General features: G+C 64.8%; 24 protein-coding genes. 14 read left to right on the plus strand and 10 right to left on the minus strand.

Features of this window, described 5'->3' with window-relative positions; all coding sequences use genetic code 11:
- The first annotated feature begins 1 nt into the window (after position 1).
- Both IEX64_RS04205 and IEX64_RS04210 read left to right on the plus strand, forming a co-directional pair.
- Positions 2-535 (plus strand): nuclear transport factor 2 family protein, encoded by a 534-nt coding sequence (locus IEX64_RS04205; protein WP_188818431.1) that lies wholly within the window; start codon positions 2-4, stop codon positions 533-535.
- Positions 536-703: 168 nt separating this feature from the next.
- Positions 704-1,009: an usg protein gene (locus IEX64_RS04210; protein ID WP_188818432.1), complete on the plus strand. Its 306-nt coding sequence runs from the start codon at positions 704-706 to the stop codon at positions 1,007-1,009.
- 32 nt (positions 1,010-1,041) lie between these two features.
- Here IEX64_RS04210 and spt read toward each other — a convergent pair whose 3' ends face one another.
- The 3 genes from spt to IEX64_RS04225 form a co-directional block, all read right to left on the minus strand.
- Complete coding sequence (gene spt / locus IEX64_RS04215) at positions 1,042-2,280, minus strand: serine palmitoyltransferase (RefSeq protein ID WP_188818433.1); 1,239 nt, start codon at positions 2,278-2,280, stop codon at positions 1,042-1,044.
- Between the two features lie 11 nt (positions 2,281-2,291).
- Complete coding sequence (locus tag IEX64_RS04220; protein WP_188818434.1) at positions 2,292-2,531, minus strand: acyl carrier protein; 240 nt, start codon at positions 2,529-2,531, stop codon at positions 2,292-2,294.
- Positions 2,532-2,632: 101 nt separating this feature from the next.
- Entirely contained in the window at positions 2,633-2,995 is a 363-nt protein-coding gene (locus IEX64_RS04225) for a response regulator (RefSeq protein WP_188818435.1), read from the minus strand.
- A 140-nt stretch (positions 2,996-3,135) separates the two neighbouring features.
- On the opposite strand from IEX64_RS04225, the gene IEX64_RS04230 reads away from it, so the two are divergent.
- From IEX64_RS04230 to IEX64_RS04250, 5 genes are read left to right on the plus strand one after another with little or no spacing between them, the layout of a single operon-like run.
- A complete protein-coding gene (locus tag IEX64_RS04230; protein WP_373290126.1) occupies positions 3,136-3,345 on the plus strand; it encodes a DUF3572 family protein in 210 nt (69 codons plus the stop codon).
- A complete protein-coding gene (locus tag IEX64_RS04235; protein WP_188818436.1) occupies positions 3,342-3,989 on the plus strand; it encodes an HAD family hydrolase in 648 nt (215 codons plus the stop codon). Before IEX64_RS04230 ends, IEX64_RS04235 begins: the two co-directional genes overlap by 4 nt.
- Positions 3,982-4,446 (plus strand): RidA family protein, encoded by a 465-nt coding sequence (locus IEX64_RS04240; protein WP_188818437.1) that lies wholly within the window; start codon positions 3,982-3,984, stop codon positions 4,444-4,446. The genes IEX64_RS04235 and IEX64_RS04240 overlap by 8 nt, the downstream gene beginning before the upstream one ends.
- Positions 4,418-5,215 (plus strand): glycerophosphodiester phosphodiesterase family protein, encoded by a 798-nt coding sequence (locus IEX64_RS04245; RefSeq protein ID WP_188818438.1) that lies wholly within the window; start codon positions 4,418-4,420, stop codon positions 5,213-5,215. Before IEX64_RS04240 ends, IEX64_RS04245 begins: the two co-directional genes overlap by 29 nt.
- Complete coding sequence (locus IEX64_RS04250) at positions 5,212-6,354, plus strand: GNAT family N-acetyltransferase (RefSeq protein ID WP_188818439.1); 1,143 nt, start codon at positions 5,212-5,214, stop codon at positions 6,352-6,354. Before IEX64_RS04245 ends, IEX64_RS04250 begins: the two co-directional genes overlap by 4 nt.
- 7 nt (positions 6,355-6,361) lie before the next feature.
- On the opposite strand, the gene IEX64_RS04255 is transcribed toward IEX64_RS04250, so the two are convergent.
- The gene (locus IEX64_RS04255) at positions 6,362-6,697 is read right to left on the minus strand and encodes a hypothetical protein (RefSeq protein WP_188818440.1); all 336 of its coding nucleotides are present in this window, start codon (positions 6,695-6,697) and stop codon (positions 6,362-6,364) included.
- Positions 6,698-6,999: 302 nt separating this feature from the next.
- Here IEX64_RS04255 and dksA point away from each other — a divergent pair, with 302 nt between their 5' ends.
- The 5 genes from dksA (at position 7,000) to IEX64_RS04280 (ending at position 10,319) form a co-directional block, all read left to right on the plus strand.
- Positions 7,000-7,458 carry an RNA polymerase-binding protein DksA gene (gene dksA, locus IEX64_RS04260; protein ID WP_188818522.1) on the plus strand — a complete coding sequence of 153 codons (459 nt, stop codon included), beginning with the start codon at positions 7,000-7,002 and terminating at the stop codon, positions 7,456-7,458.
- A 193-nt stretch (positions 7,459-7,651) separates the two neighbouring features.
- Positions 7,652-8,020, plus strand: coding sequence for a PilZ domain-containing protein (locus tag IEX64_RS04265; RefSeq protein ID WP_188818441.1), 369 nt, complete (start codon positions 7,652-7,654; stop codon positions 8,018-8,020).
- A 62-nt stretch (positions 8,021-8,082) separates the two neighbouring features.
- The gene (locus tag IEX64_RS04270) at positions 8,083-9,609 is read left to right on the plus strand and encodes an ABC transporter substrate-binding protein (protein ID WP_188818442.1); all 1,527 of its coding nucleotides are present in this window, start codon (positions 8,083-8,085) and stop codon (positions 9,607-9,609) included.
- A 94-nt stretch (positions 9,610-9,703) separates the two neighbouring features.
- Positions 9,704-10,075 (plus strand): DUF4112 domain-containing protein, encoded by a 372-nt coding sequence (locus tag IEX64_RS04275; RefSeq protein WP_308422583.1) that lies wholly within the window; start codon positions 9,704-9,706, stop codon positions 10,073-10,075.
- A gap of 25 nt (positions 10,076-10,100) precedes the next feature.
- Complete coding sequence (locus IEX64_RS04280) at positions 10,101-10,319, plus strand: hypothetical protein (protein WP_188818443.1); 219 nt, start codon at positions 10,101-10,103, stop codon at positions 10,317-10,319.
- 9 nt (positions 10,320-10,328) lie between these two features.
- On the opposite strand, the gene arfB is transcribed toward IEX64_RS04280, so the two are convergent.
- Genes arfB through pabB form a run of 4 tightly spaced genes read right to left on the minus strand, consistent with a single transcriptional unit; the run spans position 10,329 to position 14,393 of the window.
- Positions 10,329-10,745, minus strand: a complete 417-nt coding sequence (gene arfB / locus IEX64_RS04285; RefSeq protein WP_188818444.1) for an alternative ribosome rescue aminoacyl-tRNA hydrolase ArfB — start codon at positions 10,743-10,745, stop codon at positions 10,329-10,331.
- Positions 10,742-11,395 (minus strand): RluA family pseudouridine synthase, encoded by a 654-nt coding sequence (locus tag IEX64_RS04290; protein WP_188818445.1) that lies wholly within the window; start codon positions 11,393-11,395, stop codon positions 10,742-10,744. Before IEX64_RS04290 ends, arfB begins: the two co-directional genes overlap by 4 nt.
- Positions 11,395-12,561: a pyridoxal phosphate-dependent aminotransferase gene (locus IEX64_RS04295; RefSeq protein ID WP_188818446.1), complete on the minus strand. Its 1,167-nt coding sequence runs from the start codon at positions 12,559-12,561 to the stop codon at positions 11,395-11,397. The genes IEX64_RS04290 and IEX64_RS04295 overlap by 1 nt, the downstream gene beginning before the upstream one ends.
- Positions 12,561-14,393, minus strand: a complete 1,833-nt coding sequence (pabB, locus tag IEX64_RS04300; protein WP_188818447.1) for an aminodeoxychorismate synthase component I — start codon at positions 14,391-14,393, stop codon at positions 12,561-12,563. The genes IEX64_RS04295 and pabB overlap by 1 nt, the downstream gene beginning before the upstream one ends.
- 129 nt (positions 14,394-14,522) lie before the next feature.
- On the opposite strand from pabB, the gene IEX64_RS04305 reads away from it, so the two are divergent.
- Complete coding sequence (locus IEX64_RS04305; RefSeq protein ID WP_188818448.1) at positions 14,523-16,121, plus strand: helicase HerA-like domain-containing protein; 1,599 nt, start codon at positions 14,523-14,525, stop codon at positions 16,119-16,121.
- Between the two features lie 10 nt (positions 16,122-16,131).
- A complete protein-coding gene (locus IEX64_RS04310) occupies positions 16,132-18,810 on the plus strand; it encodes a M1 family metallopeptidase (protein ID WP_229710058.1) in 2,679 nt (892 codons plus the stop codon).
- Here IEX64_RS04310 and IEX64_RS04315 read toward each other — a convergent pair.
- Both IEX64_RS04315 and IEX64_RS04320 read right to left on the minus strand, forming a co-directional pair.
- Positions 18,794-20,242 carry an ATP-binding protein gene (locus IEX64_RS04315; RefSeq protein ID WP_188818449.1) on the minus strand — a complete coding sequence of 483 codons (1,449 nt, stop codon included), beginning with the start codon at positions 20,240-20,242 and terminating at the stop codon, positions 18,794-18,796. The two genes, IEX64_RS04310 and IEX64_RS04315, sit on opposite strands and share 17 nt — an antisense overlap.
- Positions 20,239-20,973, minus strand: coding sequence for a response regulator (locus IEX64_RS04320; RefSeq protein WP_188818450.1), 735 nt, complete (start codon positions 20,971-20,973; stop codon positions 20,239-20,241). The genes IEX64_RS04315 and IEX64_RS04320 overlap by 4 nt, the downstream gene beginning before the upstream one ends.
- Position 20,974 lies beyond the last annotated feature (1 nt).

Below are 20,974 nucleotides of genomic sequence, written 5' to 3' on the forward strand. Positions count from 1 at the left end.
CATGAGCCTCGACGCCAAACTTGCCGAAATGGTGGACCGTCACGAGATCCATCAGGTTCTGCTTCGCTATGCCCGCGGGCTCGACCGGCTCGACAATGCGCTGGCCCGTTCGTGCTACTGGGATGACGCGATCGAGGACCACGGCCACTTCGTCGGCACTCCCGACGATTTCATTCCCTGGGCGGACGGCACGACTCTCGCGTTTGAATCGACCCAGCACGCGGTGATGAACCACTTCTGCGATCTGCAGGGGGACGAGGCGTTCTGCGAGACCTACTATCACTTCTCGAGCGTGACGGCCGAGGGGCCGAACTTCATGTCGACCGGCCGCTACATCGATCACTTCCAGAAGCGCAACGGCGAATGGCGCATCGCCAATCGCGTCACCATCGTCGAGGGTACGTATGACGTCCCGAAGGCTGCGATGGCGCCTTCGCCGATGACCGCTTACACGGCGGAGGAGCCCTGTCAGGCGACGCGTGACCGCAACGATGTGAGCTACCATCGGCCGCCGAAGCCGCGCCAGCCCAAGTAGGGCATTGCGTTGTGATCCCCGCTCGACACGAACGGATCGCCTGGGTGCGGATTTTCTAAAGCCCAACTCCGCATTTTCCCTGTGTCGCCGCACACTTGACTGCAGGCAGACCTGTGCCATTCTCCCAATGCTGCACCGCAATATGCGTGCGGTGCCGGAAGGAGGTCTATGGCTGGTCTACTGGATGGAGCATCACCCCGATTTGGCGCATCGCCTGATTTCATCAGGCAGATGGAAGGCTACGGCTTTACGACCGTAGAGGTTCATTATTTCCTCCCGGACCATCCCAGGCTCCTGCAGCTATTCGCTTTCCAGCAATACGACGAAGCCCCGACGTTTCCCGTCCTCAAGAAGTTCCTCGACTACTGGACCCGCGAGATCGAGGGGCCGCTGCACTCGGTCCGCGTCGCGCACAAGCGGCTGATCGGTCCGCAGGAATGGCAGGCAGTGGACGGGATCATCTCGATCCACTGAAAACTTGTGCGCCGGCAAGCAGGGGCAGGGGCTCAGCCGAGAATACCCACTGCCTTGCCGGCCCGGGTGAACATGCCGATGATCTGTTGCACCTGCTCGGCCGAATGTTCGGCGCAAAGCGAGCAGCGCAGCAGCGTCATGTTGGCAGGCGTTGCCGGGGGGCGCGCAAGGTTTACGTAAAGGCCTTCGTGCAGCAGCGCTTCCCACATGGCCGCACCCTTTTCGAGGTCGGGCATGATCACCGCGATGATCGCGCTCTGCGGTTCGTCGGTACCGATCTGGAAGCCGGCGTCCTTGAGGCCCTTGTGCAGCGTCTTGGAGTTTTCCCAGAGGTGCGCGCGCTTGTCGCCGGCGTGCATCAGCTTGCGGATCGAGGTGGTCGCGGTCGCGACGACGCTCGGCGGCAGGCTGGCGGTGAAGACATAGGGGCGACAGACCAGCCGCATGATCTCGAACTTGGGATGGTTCGAAACGCAGAAGCCGCCGACGGTGCCGACCGACTTCGAGAACGTGCCGATGACGAAGTCGACGTCGTCGAGGCAGTCCTGATCCTCGGCCACACCGCGGCCATTGGGGCCGATGAAGCCCATCGAGTGCGCTTCGTCGACGAGCACCATCGCGCCGTACTTCTTGGCGACCGCGATCATCTCCTTGAGCGGGGCGATGTCGCCCAGCATCGAGTAGACGCCTTCAAGGATCACCAGCTTGCCCGCGCCCTCCGGAATGCGGCGCAGGCGCTTTTCCATCGCTTCGATGTCGTTGTGCTTGAAGGGCACCACTTCGGCGTCGCCCATCTTGCAGCCGTCCCAGATCGAGGCGTGGCTGTCGATGTCGAGGACGATGTAGTCGCCCTTGCCGGCGATCGTGGAGATGATCCCGAGGTTGGCCTGATAACCGGTCGAGAACACCATGGCATGGTCCATGCCATAGAAGTCGCATAGCGCCTGTTCGACCGCCTTGTGCCCGGCGTAGGTGCCGTTGAGCACGCGGCTGCCGGTGGTGCCCGATCCGAAATCGTCGAGCGCCTGCTTGCCTGCGGCGATCACATCCGGATCGAAGGTCATGCCCATGTAGTTGTAGGTGCCCAGCAGGATCGTTTCGCGGCCATTGCACACGGCAACGGTGGGCGACACTACGCGCTCCATCACCAGCCCGAAGGGGTCTTCCTGGCCGGTGGAGAGCAGGTTGCGGCGCATCTCGATCAGCGGATCGAATTTGCTGAACAGGTCCACGTGCGCGGCCGTCTCGTTTTCGCTGAGCATGTCGGTCATGGGCGTGTCCTTCAGCCCTGCAGCTTCACCACGGCATCGACGAGCTGGCCGTAGGTTTCGATTTCGGCTTGCTGGTTCATCGAGATGATGATGTCGAATTCATCCTCGATGGCAGCCACGAAATCCATGACGGTCAGGCTGTCGAATTCCAGATCGTCGGTGAAGCGGGTCTCGTTTGTGATCGCCACGTCCTTCTTGTTGAAGGGTTCGATCAGCGCGGCGATCCGTGCCGAAGTCTCTTCGCGATCCATGGTATCTTAACTCCGATAGGTCCGGCCGGTTCTCTCGCCGGGAAATGCGGCGCAAAAGCGGCGTAAGTGTATCATGTCAAGCGCGGGCGTCCGATGGGTCATCAGATCAGCGCCTTAACGGCCTGCATGAAAGGGCCGATCGAGACGGGCTTGGCAAGGTATCCTTCCGCCCCGGCTTCGCGGATCCGTTCCTCGTCCCCTTTGCCGGCATAGGCCGTGACGGCCAGCATCGGAATCGCCCGCAGGGCCGGGTCCTTCTTGGCCGTCTCGATGAGGTCGAGCCCGGAAACGTTGGGCAGCTGGATGTCCATGATGATCAGGTTGGGCACGAATTCCCGCGCCCGGTCCAGCGCGTCCAGGCCGTCGGCCACGGGTTCCACCACGTAGCCCTGACTCTTGAGCACGTCGCAAAAGAGCTTTCGATTGAGGTCGTTGTCCTCGACAACGAGGATTCGCTTTGCCATTCGACGCCTGAGCACCATGTTATGGGTGTGAACCGCTCTATGCCAGGCAAGCGAGACTGACAATTCTTAGAAAGCCGCCATCCCCGGACAATGGTCCGGGCCAGGACCCTCAGGCCCTCGCCCTGAATGCACTCGGCTGGGTGCTGGGCGACAGCGACCGCGCTGCGCGTTTCCTCGCGCTGACGGGGCTGACGCCGGAGGATCTGCGTGCTTCGCTCGATAGCCCCGCGACGCTGGGAGCAGTGCTGGATTTCCTGCGGGCGCACGAACCCGATCTGCTGGCGGCGTCCGAGGCGCTGGGTGTGGAACCGGCGGTGCTGGCCGGTGCGCGCGAAAGGCTGGGCGCATGAGCCGGCCGCTGCTGATCACCGATTGCGACGAAGTGTTGCTCTACATGATCTCGCACTTCAGGGACTGGCTCGCCGAAGACGAGGGAATCGCGTTCGATTTCGGCCGCGGCGAGTTCTACAAGGCGATGCGCCGGATCGACACGGGCGAGCCGTTGGCCCAGGACGAGATGTGGGGCCTGCTGGGCCGGTTCTTCGACAGCGAGATGGATCGCCAGACGCTTGTCGAAGGCGCAGCGGACGCCATTGCCACGATTCGCGAGCATGCCGATGTCGTCGTGCTCACCAATCTGATGGATCACCGGCAGGAAGCGCGCACGCGCCAGCTCGCCGATCACGGAATCGATCTGCGCGTCTTTACCAACCAGGGACCCAAGGGGCCGGCGCTGAAGGCCATTCTGGACGAGTACGATCCTAGCCGCGCGGTGTTCGTCGACGATCTCTCGCAACACCACGGATCGGTGCTGGAGGTTGCACCGCAGGTGCGCCGCCTGCATCTTTGTGCGGAACCGCAGATCGCGCCGCACATTCCCTGTGCTCATGCCGCCGGCCACGCCCATGCGCGGATCGACGACTGGGAAAGCGCGCTGCCCTGGCTGCTCGAAAGCCTGACTTGCGATGAAAAGGACCTGCAAGCGAATGAGTGAAATCGAAGACCGTCTTGCCAAGCTCGGCCTGACCCTGCCCGAACCCGCCGCTCCGGTCGCAGCCTATGTGCCGGTGGTTGTCGCTGGCGGAATGGCGCACGTCTCTGGCCAGCTTCCCTTTGTCGACGGCAAGCTGGTGACCGGCCGTCTCGGCGAGAGCGTTTCGCTGGAGGACGGCGTGGTCGCCGCGCAGGCCTGCGGCGTGATGATTTTGGCCCAGCTCAAGGCGGCGCTCGGGTCGCTGGATCGGGTCGAGCGCGTGGTAAAGCTCGGCGCCTTCGTGAATTCCACCGGTGACTTCACCGATCAGCCCAAGATCGCCAATGGCGCTTCGGAACTGATGGTCGCCGTCTTCGGAGAAATCGGCAAGCATGCCCGCAGTGCGGTGGGCGTGCCGGTTCTCCCGCTGGGCGCCGCGGTCGAAGTGGATGCTATCGTTGCCGTTCGCCCTGCTTGATCGCTGGCTTTCGCCACCACCCGCACCGCGCAAGGTCGGGTGGCTGGGCGAATACCACTATGCCCATCGCGGGCTGCACGACGGGGGCGTGCCGGAAAATTCCAGCTCGGCTTTCGCCAAGGCGGCCTTGTCGGGCTACGGCATCGAACTCGATGTGCAGCGGGCGAACGATGGAACGCCGGTCGTCTTCCACGATGCTACGCTGGATCGGATGACCGCCGAGACCGGCCCGCTTTCGCGGCGCAATGCGGCGCAGCTCGGCGCGATCACCCTGGCTGGAAGTGCCCAGACTATTCCGACCCTGCGGCAGGTGCTCCAGGAGGTTGCCGGCCGCGTTCCCGTGCTCATCGAGATCAAGTCAGACCGCCATGCGCGCATCTCGGCGCTGTGCCTGGCCGTGCGCCGCATGCTTGAGGGCTATACCGGGCCGCATGCGGTGATGAGCTTCGATCCGCGCGTCTCGCGCTGGTTCTGGAAGCACTCGCCCTTCACGGTGCGCGGGCTTTCCATCACCGAAGGCGATGACCGCGCCTTGCCTGGAAAGATCAGGCGGCGCCTTGCCCTGTGGCATGCCCGGCCGGATTTCCTGGCTTACGACGTGCGCGATTTGCCCAGCCGTTTTGCCGCCGCCCAACGCCGGCGTGGACTTCCGATCGTAACCTGGACGATCATGTGCGCCGAGCACCGCGAGCGCGCCCAGGACTATGCTGACGCCGACATCTTCGAGAGCAGTGGAACGCCCGAGCGGGGAGCAGGTAGGCCGGCGTGAGCGACGAGGCATTCACGGCGAGGATCCATGGGTCGGTCGGCGAGCTGCCGGCCGATGAGTGGGACGCGCTGACCGGAGGCGGCAATCCCTTCGTAAGCCACGACTTTCTTGCCGCCATGGAAGAATCGGGCAGCGTCTGCGGCCGCAGCGGCTGGACGCCGGTGCCGATCGTGATCGAAGGACCCGATGGCAAGCTGGCTGGCGCTCTGCCGTCGTATCTCAAGGATCATTCGCAAGGCGAATATGTGTTCGATCATGCCTGGGCCGATGCCTGGCACCGGGCAGGTGGAGCCTATTACCCCAAGCTGCAGATTGCCGCGCCTTTCACCCCCGCGACCGGGCCGCGCATCCTGACGCCCCATCCCGAACTCGGGCTGCCGTTGCTGCGGGCTGCGGAAACGCTGTGCCGCGAGCACGGGCTTTCCTCCGCCCATGCGACGTTTATCGAGCCGGACCAGATCGGCATGTTCGAGCAGGCCGGCTGGCTGCTGCGCGAAGACATCCAGTTTCACTGGGAAAATCGCGGCTATGCCAGCTTCGACGACTTTCTGGGGGTGCTGTCATCGCGCAAGCGTAAAGACCTTCGCAAGGAACGTGCGAAAGCGCAGGATGGCGTCGAGATCCGGGCGCTGCGCGGAGACGAGATCGAGGAAAAGCACTGGGAAGCGTTCTGGTTCTTCTATCAGGACACCGGCGCGCGCAAATGGGGCAGGCCCTACCTGACCCGCGAGGCCTTCACCCAGCTGGGCGAAACCATGGGCGAGCGGATATTATTGGTCCTCGCCTTCATGGACGACGAGCCGGTTGCCGGCGCGCTCAACTTCATCGGCAGCGAGGCGCTCTATGGCCGCTATTGGGGCGCGAGCATCGACAAGCCGTTCCTGCACTTCGAGCTGTGTTACTATCAGGCGATCGACGCGGCGATCGCGCTGGGTCTGTCTCGCGTTGAGGCAGGGGCTCAAGGCGGCCACAAGCTGGCGCGCGGCTATGAGCCGGTGCGCACGGTTTCGGCGCATTATATCGTTCACGAAGGCCTGCGTGCGGCCGTCGCCGATTATCTCGAGCAGGAGCGGGCCGGCATCGCGCGCGACCAGATCTGGCTCGGGGAGCGTTCGCCTTTTCGCAAGACTGAACGCTGAGGCTGGTTCAGGCAGCCTTGCGGGTGGATGCGGCGAGCCATTCGCGCGCGCGGCGCTGGGCTTCGGCGATCTCGCGGGCGGTCATTTCGTCGGCCACTTCGCTGCGGCAGGCCGCGGCTTCTTCGTGACCGCTGACGGCAGCGAGATTGAACCACTTGTGGGCCTCGATCAGATCGCAGGCGGCGCCATGGCTTCCGGTCGAATAGGCAACACCGAGATCGAAATAGGCCGTGCAATCGCCCTGAGCGGCAGCAGCCAGGCTCTCGGCGACCAGCATGTCTTCGGTGATATCAGCGGCAACGGCCGGTGAGATGCAATATTCCCTGTTCCAAGCAGAATCCATTTCCGTAACCCCCTGTGTGTAATCGGTCCCCATATTCGAACTTCCGATGCCGGCACGCTGGGGCAAGTCCCGTCAAGAAATGGTTAACGCTGTATGGGAGCAATTGCGCAACCACGCGCGGGCGTGCCGTATCGGAACCCTGACCAGGATTTTTGTGGATGGCGGCCCGTATAAGCTTGTGCCCGGAATTGTGCGGACTTATAGGGCCCCCGCAAACCACGGATCGTTTTACGGTTACCGGAAAAAATCCGGGGCTGCAGGGCGTTGGCGATCCGTTGGAGACACGTGCGGAGTTTCTCTGGATGGCAACGGCCCTTTCTGACGATATTGATGTGCTCGCCAAGGCGAAACGCGCGATTGGCGGCGCTTATGTTTCCACTGAAAACGAACCTTACATGAGCGAGGCTCAGCAGGATTATTTCCGGAAACTGCTTCATGCCTGGAAGCGGTCCATTCTGGAAGCAGCAGCAGGAACGCTGCAGCAGTTGCAGGACGGCCCGATTCGCGAACCCGATCTCAACGATCGTGCGTCGAGCGAAACCGACTGGGGTATCGAGCTGCGTACTCGCGACCGTCAGCGCAAGCTCATCGCCAAGATCGATTCGGCGCTGCGTCGAATCGAGGAAGGCGAATATGGCTACTGCGAAGTGACCGGCGAGCCGATCGGCTTGGGACGGCTGGAGGCGCGACCGATCGCGACGATGACGGTCGAGGCGCAGGAAGCGCACGAGCGCCGGGAAAAGATTTCCCGCGACGACTGACAATGGGAGGCCGATGGTCCGGCTTTGCCGGACCGCGGTTTTTCTGTACGTTTCGGGGCAACGGTTAGACCGCCGTTAAACGTTTGTTTGCCACTTCACGGTAAGCAACAGCGTGCGGAATGCCCGTTGGGCAGGCCGCGTGCATACAGGAACAGTACCCATCAAAACGCAGGTTCGACGTCGGACGGAGCTCATGAACGACAGCGAAAATCGTCAGGTTACCCGTGACAGCCTGTTTCTCATGGCGGATTTGCGCGTGGACGGGCTGGACGGCGAGTACCGTATCAAGGTTCGCAACCTGTCCGCCGGCGGGATGATGGGCGAAGGCCCGGTTCATGTCGTGCGCGGTGCCGTTGTCGACGTGAACATCCGCAATGTCGGCTGGGTCGAGGGATCGGTGGCCTGGGTGCAGGACAACCGCTTCGGCGTGGCGTTCCGCGAGGATATCGACCCGAAGCTGGCCCGTGCGCCGGTTGGCGTGGGCGAGGACCCGGCTCCCCGCTTTGTGCGTAACCATGCCGCGCATCTTGCCGGCAGTCCGGAAAAACTCCGCAAGATCTGACGTCGCCGGAAATTTTGGCGGCACGCATTTGCGGCGCTGCGGGAATGGGCTAGGCGGTTTTCATGTTCGCGAAGCGCAAAGCCTTTCAGGTTCTGGCCGCACTGGCTGCGCTCCCCCTTGTCTCGTGCGGTTCGGTCGACAATTCCGCTCTCGGCGTCGCCGTAATCGGCTCTTCTGACGATCCCTTTGCCAGCGGCATCAGGCTTGCCGTGGGCGGTCAGCTGGTTCGTGCCGCGACCGTGGAAGGGCTGGTCGCCTTCGATGCGCAGGGCCGCGTGATTCCTGCGCTCGCGGATCGCTGGATCGTGACCGACGACGGGCAAAGCTACATCTTCCGCCTGCGCGACGGGGACTGGAAGAACGGAGACCCGATTACCGCCGATTCGGCAAGGGAGGCGCTCCGGCGCGCCCTGGCCGCGCTCAAGGGCACCGGGCTGGGCAGTGACCTGTCGGGAATCGATGAAGTCCGGGTCATGGCCGGGCGCGTCATCGAGATTCGCCTGGAGCGGCCCATGCCCTATCTGCTGCAATTGCTCGCGCAGCCCGAACTGGGCCTCTACCATGGCAAGCATGGCGCCGGGCCGATGACCATGGAAAAGAGCGGCGGCGTAGCGGTGTTGACGCCCATCGCGCCTTCCGATCTCGGGCTCCCTGCCGTTGAGGGATGGGAAACGCGTACCCGCCAGATCCAGTTGCACGCGCTCGATGGGCCCGAAGCGGTCGAGAAGTTCAACGATGGTGAGGTCGACCTCGTTCTGGGCGGGCAGGTCGAGGATTTCATGCTGACCCGCTCCGTTGGTATCCTTCGCGGGACGATCCAGCTTGACCCGGTCGTCGGCCTGTTCGGTCTGCAGATCATGAACGACCGGGGGTTCCTGTCGGACCCCGCCAATCGCGAGGCCCTGGCCATGGCGATCGACCGCGACGCCCTGATCGCGCCTTTCGGGCTAGGCGGGTGGTCTCCCACGACCCGGATCGTCACGCCCAGTCTCGACGGCGATCTCGGCACGATCGGTGAGCGCTGGACGGGCCAGTCGATGGACGAGCGCAGGCAGATTGCCGCGTCGCGCGTACGCGCTTGGGCTTCCGGAAATGGAGAAACCGCCGAAAAGGCGAACGCGGGCGCCGGAGAAGGCAGCACACGCGATACCTCGGTGAAGCTGCGCGTCTGGCTGCCGGCGGGCGAGGGCTCGGATGTTCTGCTGGAGAAGCTCTCTGCGGACTTTTCCCAGATCGGCGTGGGCCTGCAACCGGCAAAAAGCGAAAACAGGGCGGACCTCGTTCTGGTCGACGACGTCGCCCGCTATCCGCGCGCGGCGTGGTTCCTCAACCGTCTGTCCTGCACGGCCCGGCGCGGACTGTGCTCGAAGGACGCCGATGCGCGGGTGGGCGAAGCGGGCAAGGCAACCACACCCATCGATCGCGCCGCTTTGCTGACAGAAGCCGAGGCGGAACTGACCTCTGCCAATGTCTATATTCCGTTCGGTCCGCCGATCCGCTGGTCGCTCGTGCGCGGCAGTGTAAGCGGCTTCTCCGCCAACTCCTGGGGATGGCACCCCTTGATGCCGCTTGCATGGCTGCCCAAATGATAGGGTGCGGGAAAGCCCGCGCTGTAGAGATACGAGAGGCAAGGCATTGCAGACAGGACCGAATTCTGCCCGACGCATGGGCTATGAATTGCCCATGGGCACGGACCCGGTTTCGGTCCGGCGCCGTGTGGAGGCGATGGAGCGCGTTCTCGAGCGTTCGTTCACGCTGCCCGGTACCAACCAGCAATTTGGCCTCGACGCGCTTGTAGGCCTCGTCCCCGTTGCCGGTGACGTGATCTCGGCGGCGATGGGCCTCTATCTCGTCTGGGAAGCGCGTAATCTCGGCATGCCGAAATGGCAGCTCGCCCGGATGACCGCCAATGTCGGTTTCGATTCGCTGCTCGGCGTGGTGCCCTTGGCCGGCGACCTCCTCGACTTTTTCTACCGCTCCAACAGCCGCAACCTGAAGATCATCCGCAAGCATCTCGACAAGCACCATCCCGAAACGCGGGTGATCGACGTCTGAGCGGATTGCGCGTAAGGACCTGCGCATGAAGCGCGCGTGCCTCCTCGTCTGCCTGTTTGCCCTGGCCGCCTGCGGTAAGGCTGATAACGACCCGGGGCCGGGTGGTATTACCGTCGGTGAGGCCAAGGCGCTCGATCAGGCTGCAAAGATGCTCGACGCCCGGCGGCCCCCGGCAGAAGCACTGGAACCCTCCACCGCGCAATGGCCGCAGGGCGATCCCAGTGAGGCGGCGGAGCGGCCCTGACCGTTTTCCTTAATCCAGCCGTACCTTGCCGCGCCCGGCCTTAACCTGCCCGCGCAGCTTCTTGCCCTTGAGACGCTGCGTCTTGCCGACGCGGTTGAGGCGGGTCTTGGCGCGCTTTTCGGGAAGTTTGTGGGCTTCTTCCAGCAGTTCGGCGAGGCGTTCGCGGGCGTCGGTGCGGTTGGCGTCCTGCGTGCGGAACTTGCGCGCCGTCAGCACCAGCTCGCCGCGAGAGGTCATGCGCGAGCCGGCCAGTTCCTTGAGGCGGGCGAATACAGGCGGCGCAAGCCGCAGGGCATAGACGTTCAGCCGCAGCTGGACCGCCGTCGCCACCTTGTTGACGTTCTGTCCGCCGGGTCCGGCCGAGGCGATGAAGCTCTCGGTGGCAAGCGCCTGCGCGTGGCCGATAGTGTCGTCAACCGAGGTCATGCATCCGAAAAGCCGAGCGCCAGAAAGTCCGCGGGCAGCGGACTGACGGCGACGATCGGCGCCTTTTCGCCGCGCGGCACGGTCAGTCCGGCGGCATGGAGCATGGTGCGCGGCGCACCCTTGCCCGAGCCATAGACCGGATCGCCCAGCAGCGGGACGCCGAGGCCGGAGGCGGCGTGAACGCGGATCTGGTGCGTGCGGCCTGTTTCGGGCCGGAACTCCACCAGCGTCAGCCCGCCGTGCGTCTCGAGCTTGCGCCAGTGGGTGATGGCAGGCTTGCCCTTACGTGCGGGGATCATTCGCCAGCCATCCTTGGCGGTGCTGACTTTCGAGAGCGAAAGGGCGATGGTGCCTTCCTCTTCCGCGAGTTCCCCCGCCACGATGCCCAGATAGCGCTTTTCGACCAGCCGTTCCTCGAAGGCGGCGGAAAAGCGCTTGAGCGCCTTCGGATTGCGCGCCAGCAGCAGGCAGCCGGAGGTGTCGCGGTCCAGCCGATGGACCGGCACCGGCGCGCGCTGGAAGCCGAGCTTGAGATCGTCGATGCTGTCTTCCAGGCACGGCCCGCCTGCACGCGGCCGGTCGATCGGCAGGCCACCCGGCTTGTCGATGACGAGCGCCTCGCCGTCTTCGAAGAGAATTTCCGGTCCCATTATGCGACTGCCTTTGCAATACGGCTGCAGGCGTCGGCAAGTGTGGCCTCGTCCGCGGCGAAGCTGATACGAAATCCGTCGCGTCCACCAAAGGCCGACGCGGGAACGATGGCCACGCCATGTTCGAGCAAGTGCAACGCCAGCGCCTTGTCGTCGCCGAAGCGCTCCATGAGCGGGGCGGCATCGACCATGCAATAGAACGCGCCGTCGGGCGTGGGCGTCGACAGGCCGGGGATGGCATTGATCGCCGACACCACCAGGTCGCGCCGCGCGCGGAAGCGTTCGCACCAGTCGGCAAGGAAGTCCTGCGGTCCCTCGAACGCGGCGACAGCCGCGGCCTGGCTGATCGAGCACGGGTTGCCCGAGGAATGCGATTGCAGCCGCTCCATGGCCTTGATCAGCCATTCGGGCCCGGCGGCGACGCCGATGCGGAAGCCGGTCATGGCGTGGCTCTTCGAGACACCCGACACCGTCAGGATGCGCTCGGCAAGATCCGGGCAGAGGCTGGCCAGCGTCGCATGCGGCGCGCCGGTGTAGTTGATCGGCGCGTAGATATCGTCGGACAGCACCATCACGCGCGGATGGCGGCGCAGCACCTCAGCGAGCGCCTGCAGCATTTCTCTCGGGTAGCACGCCCCGGTAGGATTGCCCGGGCTGTTGAGCATCAGCCATTGCGTGCGTGGGCCGATCTGCGCTTCGAGGTCGGCGCCGGTGAAGCGAAAATTGTCCTTCGCATGGGTGTAGAGCGGGATAACCTTGCCGCCTGCGAAGTGGATGATTTCGGGATAACTCACCCACCACGGCGCGGGGACGATCACTTCGTCGCCTTCACTCACGGTGGCGAGCATGGCGTGAAAGATCGCCTGCTTGCCCCCCGCGCTTACCGTCACCTGCGAGGCAGGCACGTCGATGCCGAGATCGCGCTGGAAATGCAGCGCGGCCGCCTGCTTGAGGCGCGAGGTGCCGCCCACCGGCGTGTACTTCGTCTGGCCGGCATCGAGCGCCGCTTTGGCCGCGGCGACAACATGATCGGGCGTGGCGAAGTCAGGCTCGCCCACCGAAAGCGAAATGACGTCGCGCCCCTCTTCGCGAAGCTGGGTGGCGCGGTCGGTCATTGCCGTCGTCTGTGAAGGGGCAATGCGGGAAAGGGCAGTGGAAAGGTGCATCAGGTCAGCAATCGGGCAGGGAGAAGGCCTCGCAGCGCATTGCCGATCAGGAAGCCGCCCGCAAGGTCTTCGAGCGTCAGCTCCGCTTCGATGGCGCGGCCTTCCTCTATCAGCGAACGGCGCAGCACGCCGGGCAGCAGGCCGAGACTTGCAGGCGGCGTCAGCAGCTTGCCTTCGCGCTCGACGAAGAGATTGGTGAAGCAGCCTTCTGTCACGAGGCCGTCGTCGCGCAGGAACAGCGCCTCGTGCGCTCCGGCGGTTTTCGCGGCGGCAAGGCCGGCATCGTAGAAGCCGCGGTCGCTGGTCTTGTGAGCAAGGCGCCAGTCGCCTGTATCGACCGGCATGCGCAGCACGGCGACGGTCGCGGGATTGGGCAGGTCGGCGGGCAGGTCGGACAGTTCGAGCGCGTAGGCGCCGCTGCGCGAGACGACGAGGCGCAGCTTCGCGGGGTTCTCGGCATCGAAACACAGCGCCTGGATCGCGTTGCGTACGGCGTGGCGGTCGAACGCGAAGCCGAGCGCGGCGGCGCTGGCCTTGATCCGCTCGAGATGCAGTTCGAGGAGGGCGATCCCCTCGTCCGGTGTAAAAAGCATGGTTTCGATGAGATCGAAACGCGCGGGCGAGACGGGCTCCCCCGATTGGCGTGCTTCCGACTCTCGCACGAAACCCCCTTTGATCAGACACTCCCGCCACTCGGGAAGCGCTTGCGAATCCGCGACAATGGCCGATCCCACCCCGAGGACTGCCCTGCCGCCACAATTGTCGCCGCCTCCGTTCCTGTCGGAGGTGAGGCGAAGGGTGCGGATTGCCACATTAAACGCCGCATCGCCAGAGGGTTCGATATGGCCGATCGACCCGCAGTAGCTGGCGCGCGGCGTGCCTTCCACGCTGGCGATCAATTCCATCGCCCGGATCTTCGGTGCGCCGGTGATCGAGCCGCAGGGAAAGAGCGCGCGCAGCACATCCACCGCGCCTGTGCCGGGGACCAGCGCGGCATGGACCGATGAAACCATCTGGTGGAGGGTCGGATAGGTTTCGACGGCAAAGGGATTTTCGACCCGGACCGAGCCCGCCTCGGCCACGCGCGAGAGATCGTTGCGCATGAGATCGAGGATCATCAGGTTTTCGGCGCGATCCTTCTCGCTCGTGGCGAGGTCTTCGCGGAAGCGCATGTCCTCGGCCTCGTCACGCCCGCGCGGGCGGGTGCCCTTCATCGGCTTCACCCACACCGAGCGTTCGCGCAGCGAGAAGAACAGTTCGGGCGAGAAGCTGAGGTGCCAGTGCGTGCCGTCGTGAACCATGCCGCCATAGCCCGCCGCTGCGCTCGGCCGGATCGCGGCGTAAAGCGCGAGCGGGTCTCCGGCCCAGGTTCCGGCAAGCGTAAAGGTCAGGTTGGCCTGATAGATGTCGCCTGCTTCGATGGCATCATGGAGCGTGGCGAAGGCGCGCTGGTATTCGCCAAGGCTTACCTGCGGTTCGAGCGGGCCTATCGACGGCGTTCCCGAGCCGCCTTGTGCCGCGAGCCAGCGGGGCATGTCTGCGGCAGCAATGCGTTTGCAATCGCGGAAGGCGCCGAACCAGACCAGCGGTCCGTCGATGGCCTCGGCGTTCAGCAGTGCGGCCAGCCGGGGTTCGAGCGCCAGTCCGGCCTCGTAGGCCATGTAGCCGGCAAGGTGATGGCCTTCGCACCTGAGCTGTTCGATTCGTTCCAGCGCAGGTAGCACCTCGTCCGGCCGCATGGCGACGACGGTCTCGGCCGGCTTCCGGAAGAGCCTGGCATCGGCCGCGCCCCGCACGCGGGCGTCATCGAGGAGGACGAAAGGGTCTGGCATTTGGATCGGCTCTGGACAGGCCCTTTAGCCGGGCGGGATGCCGCTGGCAAAAACACTCTCGCACTGGCGCCCTTGCGCCTCTATCAACGATTGTGATTGGTTTTTCGACAATAAAGCAATGGGTGGGCGATGCGCGAGATTTTCCTGGGGCTGGGCGGCAATGGCGAGAAGCAGACTCTGCTGCTCGAAAGGGCCAACCGGCACGGGCTGATCGCAGGCGCCACCGGCACCGGCAAGACGGTTACGCTCCAGACCATTGCCGAGCAATTCTCCGCCGCGGGTGTCCCGGTCTTCCTCGCCGACGTGAAAGGCGATCTGTCGGGCATTTCCATGGCCGGCAGCCCGACCTTCAAGAATGCCGACAAGCTGGAGGGACGCGCCAGAGAGATCGGCCTCACCGATTACGCCTATTCGGACAATCCTGCGGTGTTCTGGGACATCTACGGCGAACAGGGCCATCCCGTGCGCACTACCATCTCGGAGATGGGGCCGTTGCTGCTCGCGCGGCTGATGGACCTCAACGATACGCAGGAAGGCGTGCTCAACATCGTCTTCCGCTTTGCCGACGAACAGGGCCTGTTGCTGCTGGACCTGGAAGATCTGCAGGCGATGCTGGCTTTCGCGGCACAGAACGCGTCCGAGCTTTCGGCGAAGTACGGAAACATCACCAAGGCCAGCGTCGGCGCGATCCAGCGCCAGCTGCTGTCGCTCGACAGCCAGGGCGCGGCGCAGTTCTTCGGCGAGCCTGCGCTGGAGATTCAGGATTTCATCCAGTGCGACGAGCAGGGGCGCGGCTACATCAACGTGCTCGCCGCCGACAAGCTGATGCGCAGCCCCAAGCTCTACGCCACGTTCCTCCTCTGGCTGCTCTCCGAACTGTTCGAGGTGCTGCCCGAAGTCGGCGATCCGGAAAAGCCCAAGCTCGTGTTCTTCTTCGACGAGGCGCACCTGCTCTTCGACGATGCGCCCAAGGCACTACAGGACAAGGTGGAGCAGGTCGTGCGTCTGATCCGGTCCAAGGGTGTGGGCGTCTATTTCTGTTCGCAGAATCCCATCGATATTCCCGAGGACGTCGCCGGGCAGCTCGGCAACCGGGTGCAGCATGCACTCCGGGCCTTCACGCCGCGCGACAAGAAGGCGATCAAGGCGGCGGCGGATACGTTCCGCATCAATCCCGATCTCGATGTCGAACAGGCGATCACCGAACTCAAGGTGGGCGAGGCGCTCGTCTCCACGCTCGATGAAGACGGCGCACCTGGTGTGGTCGAACGCACGCTGATCGCGCCGCCGCGTTCGCGGCTGGGGCCGGTGACGGCCAAGGAACGCGCGATCATGCAATCGATCAGCCCTTGCGAGGGCAAGTACGATACCCGCGTCGATCGCGAAAGCGCCGAGGAAGTGCTCGCCGCCAAGGCTGCCGATGCCGCCGCCACGGCGGAGGAAGTCGCCGAGAAAGGCGAGGAGGAAGTGCGCAAGCGCGAACGCAAGCATCCCAGCCTGTGGGATGGGCTGGGCGGCAAGGTCGCCAAGGTGGCGGCGGGTGCAGCGGCAGCCAGTGCCGGTTCGATCCTCGCGCAGACCCTGCAGGGCAAGAAGAGCCGTGCCAACCCGAGCGCCTCTGCCGCCAGCGCCGCCGCGGGCACGATTGGCGATACGCTGGGCCGGGCCATCGGTGTGCCCGGTCTGGGCCGCTTTGCCCGCAATCTCATCGGGGGGCTGATGCGCTAGGCGGATGGGCTTGCTCTGCCGTTTCATCGTTTTCGTTGTTCTGATTGCGACGCTCCCCGGTGCCCTGCGCGCGCAGGGGCTGCCGGGTCCCGAAACCGAGCCGATGGCAGAGATCACGGTGTCCTCCGACCGGCACATGCCGCTTGGCAAGCTGGACAGGAGCGTGGTGCCTCGGGCGTACCGCCTCGATCTGACCATTGATCCCGCAGCGCCGCGCTTTTCCGGCCATGTCGAGATCGATGTGGACCTGGCCGAACCGACCGATGTCATCTACCTGCATGGGCGCGATCTTGCGGTTTCGCGTGCCGTCGCCCGTGTCTCAGGCCATGCGGTCGAGGGGCATTGGCGTCAGAGCGATGCCACCGGCATTGTCCGGTTGTCGTTCGACGAGAGCCTGCCGCAGGGCTCGGCTACCCTTGCTTTCGATTACGACGCGGCGTTCGCGGACAGCCCGACCGGCATGTTCCACGTCGAGGTCGATCACCAGTGGTACAGCTGGACCCAGTTCCAGTCGATCGATGCGCGTGCTGCCTTTCCGGGATTCGACGAGCCGGGTTTCAAGACGCCGTTCACGGTGACCCTGCGCACGCCGCCGGGGCTGACCGCGATCAGCAATGGTGCAGAGCCTGGCGAGCCGCCAGTGGAAGACGGCCTTGCCGTCCACCGCTTCGCCCCGACCTTGCGGCTGCCGACGTATCTCGTGGCGATGATGGTGGGGCCCTTCGCCAGTCTTGAAGGGCAGGTGCCGCCCAATGCGCTGCGGCTGGAACCGCTGCCGGTGCGGATCGATTCGACGCAGCAGAATGCCGGGCGGCTCGCGTTCGCCATGGAGGGGACGCAGAAGATCGTCGGGCTGCTGGAGAACTATTTCGGCGGGCCTTTCCCGTTCTCCAAGCTCGATCAGGTGACGACGCCGGTCCTGCCCGGTGCCATGGAGAACGCCGGTGCCAGCCTCTACCGGGACGATATCCTCATCGTCGACGGCAACTCCCCGGTCGTGCAGCAGCGCGATTTCGGTATGATCGTCGCGCATGAGTTGGGGCACCAGTGGTTCGGCGATCTGGTGACGCCGGCATGGTGGGATGATATCTGGCTCAACGAGGCCTTTGCCAACTGGATCGGCTATCGGATGGGCGACGCCTGGCGGCCCGATCTGGGGATCAGGGGCGATGCACTCAGCGAGGGATTTCAGGCGATGGAAACCGATGCGCTGCTGGCAGGGCGCCCGGTGCATCAGGACATTCCCACCAATGCGCAGATCGATTCCGCCTTCGATGCCATCACCTACGGCAAGGGCGGCCATATCGTCGGCATGATTGCGGCGTGGCTGGGGGAGGACAAGTTCCGCGAAGGCGTGCGGCGTTACATTGCCGCGCATCGCTTCGGCTCCGCGACGAGCGAAGACTTTTTCACCGCGCTTGCCGATGTCGCGGGCGATCCCCGGCTGGTTCCGGCCATGCGCAGCTTCGTCGATCAGCAGGGCGTGCCGCTTCTTGCGGTGCGGCAGCAGGGGGACAAGGTTTCCATTACCCAGCTGCGCTATACCACGGCCGGCGTCGCGCCGCCCGATACGCAATGGGTCATCCCGCTGTGCCTGCGCCGCGGCGCGAACAGGCGCTGCTTCATCATGGACAAGCGCACGCAGGCCTTCACGATCGACGGCGAAGGGCCGGTGTTTCCGAATCCTGGCGGCACTGGCTACTATCGCTTCGAGCTGACCGAGCGGCACTGGGACCAGTTGCTTGCTTATGCCGACGATCTGCCGGGCGGTGAGGCGCAGGCGCTGGTGGATTCTCTATGGGCTTCGATACGTGCCGGGCGCGGTACGATCGGCGAAATGGGGCGGCTGGCGCGCAAGCTTATACGGCACCCCGATCCTCACGCGGCCGATGCGCCGGACAAGGCGCTCAGCCACATGGTGCGCGAAGGGATGGTGGGGTCGCAGGGGCGTCGGTTCTTCCGCATGTTTCGTGAACACCTCTATGTGCCCCTGCTGAAGAAGTACGGCTTCGATCCTCGTGCCGGCGTCTATGCGCAGGAACAGCCCGCCCGCACGCAGCGCCGCGTGCAGATCGTTTCCGCGCTTCTGGGGACGGGGCGCGGTCGCAACCTGCGCAAGCAGATAGGGGAGGCGACCGTGGCTTATCTGGCGGGCGACAAGAGCGCGCTCGATCCGGCCTGGCTCGATCACGCCCTCGATCTCTATCTGTTCGAGCGCGACGAGGATGCGGCCCGGCAACTTGCCGAAAAGGCGCTCGAATCCGAGGACCCCGTCTTTCGTCCTGCGGCGCTGGCTGCCGCTGCGCGCACAGGGGACCAGGACATGGCCGAGTGGCTGCTCTCGCTCGACGATCCGCGTCTGCGCGAAAGTGAAAAGCGCGAATTCCTCGACAGCATCATGGCCCGCAAGTCGACCCGCGAATTCGGCTACGACTGGGCCCTCTCTCACGTCGACGAGCTACTCGCCAGCAGCGACGGCCAGTTCTTCGCCGCGCGTCTTCCGCAAGCCCTCGGACGCTTCTGCTCGGTCGCGTGGGCCAATCGCATCGCGCGCGATTTCACGGACAAGCTTGCCGGAACGCCGGGCGCGCTCGAACTCTACCGCGCCATCGAGCGGGTGCGGAATTGCGGCCTGCTGGACGAAATGATGGGATCCCAGATCGACGCCGAATTCACGAAGCTGCGCTAGACTCCGACGAACACTGCATGGGAATTTCCAGGCGCGCGGTCAGGCCCTCGATGGCGCCTGTTGCCGAACGCCGGTTGGTCAGTTGCAGCGAGCCGCCATGCTGGTCGGCGATGGCTCGTGCGAGCGCTAAACCGAGACCTGCGCCGCCTGTCGTGGTGTTGCGCGAAGGATCCCCGCGCGTGAAGGCGTTCATCATGTCGTCGATGGCGTCGTCCGGGATGCCCGGGCCGTCGTCGTCGATCAGGATCACGGCGCGCTTGTTCTCCTGCAGCAGCGAGACGCGGGCACTCTGGGCATAGCGCAGGGCATTGCCGATCAGGTTGCGCAGCGCGCGGCGCAGCCAGGTCGGTCGCAGTTCCAGGACGGTCCGCTGGGTATCGCAGAGCTCCACAGGCTCACCCATGTCCTCGTATTCCTCGACGACCGAGGCCACCAGTGCGGAAAGCTCGGTCCGTTCGCGCGGGTCGCTGGGTCTGCCCACGCGAGCAAGCGAGAGGATATCGTCGAGCGTGCGTACGATGTCCTCTATGGTGCCGGCCATGCGCGCCCGCTCGGTATCGTCTTCGACCGATTCAATGCGGACCCGAAGCGCGGCCAGCGGCGTCTTGAGGTCATGGCCGATGGCACCCAGCATCACGTCCTTCTCGTCGAGCATGGCGGCGATGCGCGCTTCCATGGCATTGTGCGCAAGGATCAGCCTGCGCATGTCCTCCGGTCCGGAGGGTTCAAGCTGCCCCTCGGCATCGGGAGTTGCCGCGAAGCGTTCGACGCGCCGGGTCAGCGCCGCCAGGGGGCGCGTGATGCGGCGCAGGATGAGCGCGACGGCACCCACCAGCACGGCGTAGATCAGCAGGGTCTGCAGGATCAGCGGCACCAGCAGGATATGCGCGGCCCGCGGCGAGCGAACGCGCGCGACCAGCCAGTCGGACCCGTTTTCCGGCCGTACGCCGACCACGAGCAAGTGGCCGTTCATCATCTCGCGGACCTCTTCTTGGTCCATCCGCCGGGCCGCGGCCACGCGAAGGGCTCCGGTGCGGGCGATCGGGTCGCCCCCGATCGAGCGATGGACGACGACGATTTCGGAGTCGGGGAAGTTCTGGTCGGCGAGAATGTCCTGAAGGCGGGCTTCTGCCCTGCCGTCACGGCGTTCGTCCTCGTCTGCCGGCGACCGGGTGCTGAACTCGAGCGGGAATGCGCGCGCCGGGGGATTGCCGATGGGGCCATGCGCGCGCTTTTCGCGGCGGGTGAAGGCCCGCGGCCCGCGCGTATCGGCGATCAGCCGGAAGGCCGCGACATTGAGCATGCCGGTCTCGTAGGCTTCACGCTGCGCGCGATAGACGAGAAACGAGCCCAGGCCCTGAACAAGCAGCAGGGCCACGGCCATGGCCAGAAGCATCTGGCCCATCAGGCTGCGGGGTTGGGGAATCTTCATTCGGAGTCGATCGGAATGCGCCTGACTTCGGTCGCCAGCATGTAACCACCACCCCAGACCGTCTGGATCAGCTGTGGGTTGCGGCTGTCGACCTCGATCTTGCGGCGCAGGCGGCTGACCTGATTATCGACGGCACGATCGAACAGATGCGCTTCGCGGCCTTGAACCATGTCAAGCAGGCGGTCGCGGTTGAGCACCTGGCGTGGGTGCTCGAGGAACGCCATGAGCAGCCGGAATTCGACCGAGGAGATGGCCACCACGGCTCCCTCGGGATCGGTCAGGCGCCGCTTGAGCGGATCGAGCTGCCAGCCTTCGAATTCGAAGCCCTCGTTTTCCACGGGCGGAACCGAGATGCGCGAGGCGCGGCGCAGCACGCTGCGGATTCGGGCGACGAGTTCGCGCGGTTCGAAGGGTTTGACGACATAATCGTCCGCCCCGATTTCGAGTCCGACGATGCGGTCGGTCGCCTCGCCGCGCGCGGTCAGGAAAATGACCGGGACGTCCTGCGATTCGACCAGATGGCGGCACAGCGAAAGCCCGTCCTCACCGGGCATCATGATATCGAGCAGGACCAGGTCGGGCCGCATGTCACGCAGGCGGCTGCGGGCTTCCGCCGCGCTGATTGCCTGCGTCACGGCAAACCCCTGGCGCGAGAGGTACTCGGCCAGGGGCTCGCGCAGGGCCGCCTCGTCATCGACGAGCAGGACCTGAGGGGGCGCGGTATCGTTCATG

The sequence above is a fragment of the Novosphingobium indicum genome, from assembly GCF_014645195.1.
In the GTDB taxonomy this organism is placed as follows: Bacteria; Pseudomonadota; Alphaproteobacteria; order Sphingomonadales; family Sphingomonadaceae; genus Novosphingobium; species Novosphingobium indicum.

Excerpts from the sequence above, each read along its gene's own strand:
- IEX64_RS04205 (WP_188818431.1), top strand. The coding sequence starts at position 2 with ATGAGCCTCGACGCCAAACTTGCCGAAATGGTGGACCGTCACGAGATC.
- IEX64_RS04210 (WP_188818432.1), top strand. The coding sequence starts at position 704 with ATGGCTGGTCTACTGGATGGAGCATCACCCCGATTTGGCGCATCGCCT.
- spt (WP_188818433.1), bottom strand. The coding sequence starts at position 2,280 with ATGACCGACATGCTCAGCGAAAACGAGACGGCCGCGCACGTGGACCTG.
- IEX64_RS04220 (WP_188818434.1), bottom strand. The coding sequence starts at position 2,531 with ATGGATCGCGAAGAGACTTCGGCACGGATCGCCGCGCTGATCGAACCC.
- IEX64_RS04225 (WP_188818435.1), bottom strand. The coding sequence starts at position 2,995 with ATGGCAAAGCGAATCCTCGTTGTCGAGGACAACGACCTCAATCGAAAG.
- IEX64_RS04235 (WP_188818436.1), top strand. The coding sequence starts at position 3,342 with ATGAGCCGGCCGCTGCTGATCACCGATTGCGACGAAGTGTTGCTCTAC.
- IEX64_RS04240 (WP_188818437.1), top strand. The coding sequence starts at position 3,982 with ATGAGTGAAATCGAAGACCGTCTTGCCAAGCTCGGCCTGACCCTGCCC.
- IEX64_RS04245 (WP_188818438.1), top strand. The coding sequence starts at position 4,418 with ATGCTATCGTTGCCGTTCGCCCTGCTTGATCGCTGGCTTTCGCCACCA.
- IEX64_RS04255 (WP_188818440.1), bottom strand. The coding sequence starts at position 6,697 with ATGGATTCTGCTTGGAACAGGGAATATTGCATCTCACCGGCCGTTGCC.
- dksA (WP_188818522.1), top strand. The coding sequence starts at position 7,000 with ATGGCAACGGCCCTTTCTGACGATATTGATGTGCTCGCCAAGGCGAAA.
- IEX64_RS04265 (WP_188818441.1), top strand. The coding sequence starts at position 7,652 with ATGAACGACAGCGAAAATCGTCAGGTTACCCGTGACAGCCTGTTTCTC.
- IEX64_RS04270 (WP_188818442.1), top strand. The coding sequence starts at position 8,083 with ATGTTCGCGAAGCGCAAAGCCTTTCAGGTTCTGGCCGCACTGGCTGCG.
- IEX64_RS04275 (WP_308422583.1), top strand. The coding sequence starts at position 9,704 with ATGGGCACGGACCCGGTTTCGGTCCGGCGCCGTGTGGAGGCGATGGAG.
- IEX64_RS04280 (WP_188818443.1), top strand. The coding sequence starts at position 10,101 with ATGAAGCGCGCGTGCCTCCTCGTCTGCCTGTTTGCCCTGGCCGCCTGC.
- arfB (WP_188818444.1), bottom strand. The coding sequence starts at position 10,745 with ATGACCTCGGTTGACGACACTATCGGCCACGCGCAGGCGCTTGCCACC.
- IEX64_RS04290 (WP_188818445.1), bottom strand. The coding sequence starts at position 11,395 with ATGGGACCGGAAATTCTCTTCGAAGACGGCGAGGCGCTCGTCATCGAC.
- IEX64_RS04295 (WP_188818446.1), bottom strand. The coding sequence starts at position 12,561 with ATGCACCTTTCCACTGCCCTTTCCCGCATTGCCCCTTCACAGACGACG.
- pabB (WP_188818447.1), bottom strand. The coding sequence starts at position 14,393 with ATGCCAGACCCTTTCGTCCTCCTCGATGACGCCCGCGTGCGGGGCGCG.
- IEX64_RS04305 (WP_188818448.1), top strand. The coding sequence starts at position 14,523 with ATGCGCGAGATTTTCCTGGGGCTGGGCGGCAATGGCGAGAAGCAGACT.
- IEX64_RS04315 (WP_188818449.1), bottom strand. The coding sequence starts at position 20,242 with ATGAAGATTCCCCAACCCCGCAGCCTGATGGGCCAGATGCTTCTGGCC.
- IEX64_RS04320 (WP_188818450.1), bottom strand. The coding sequence starts at position 20,973 with ATGAACGATACCGCGCCCCCTCAGGTCCTGCTCGTCGATGACGAGGCG.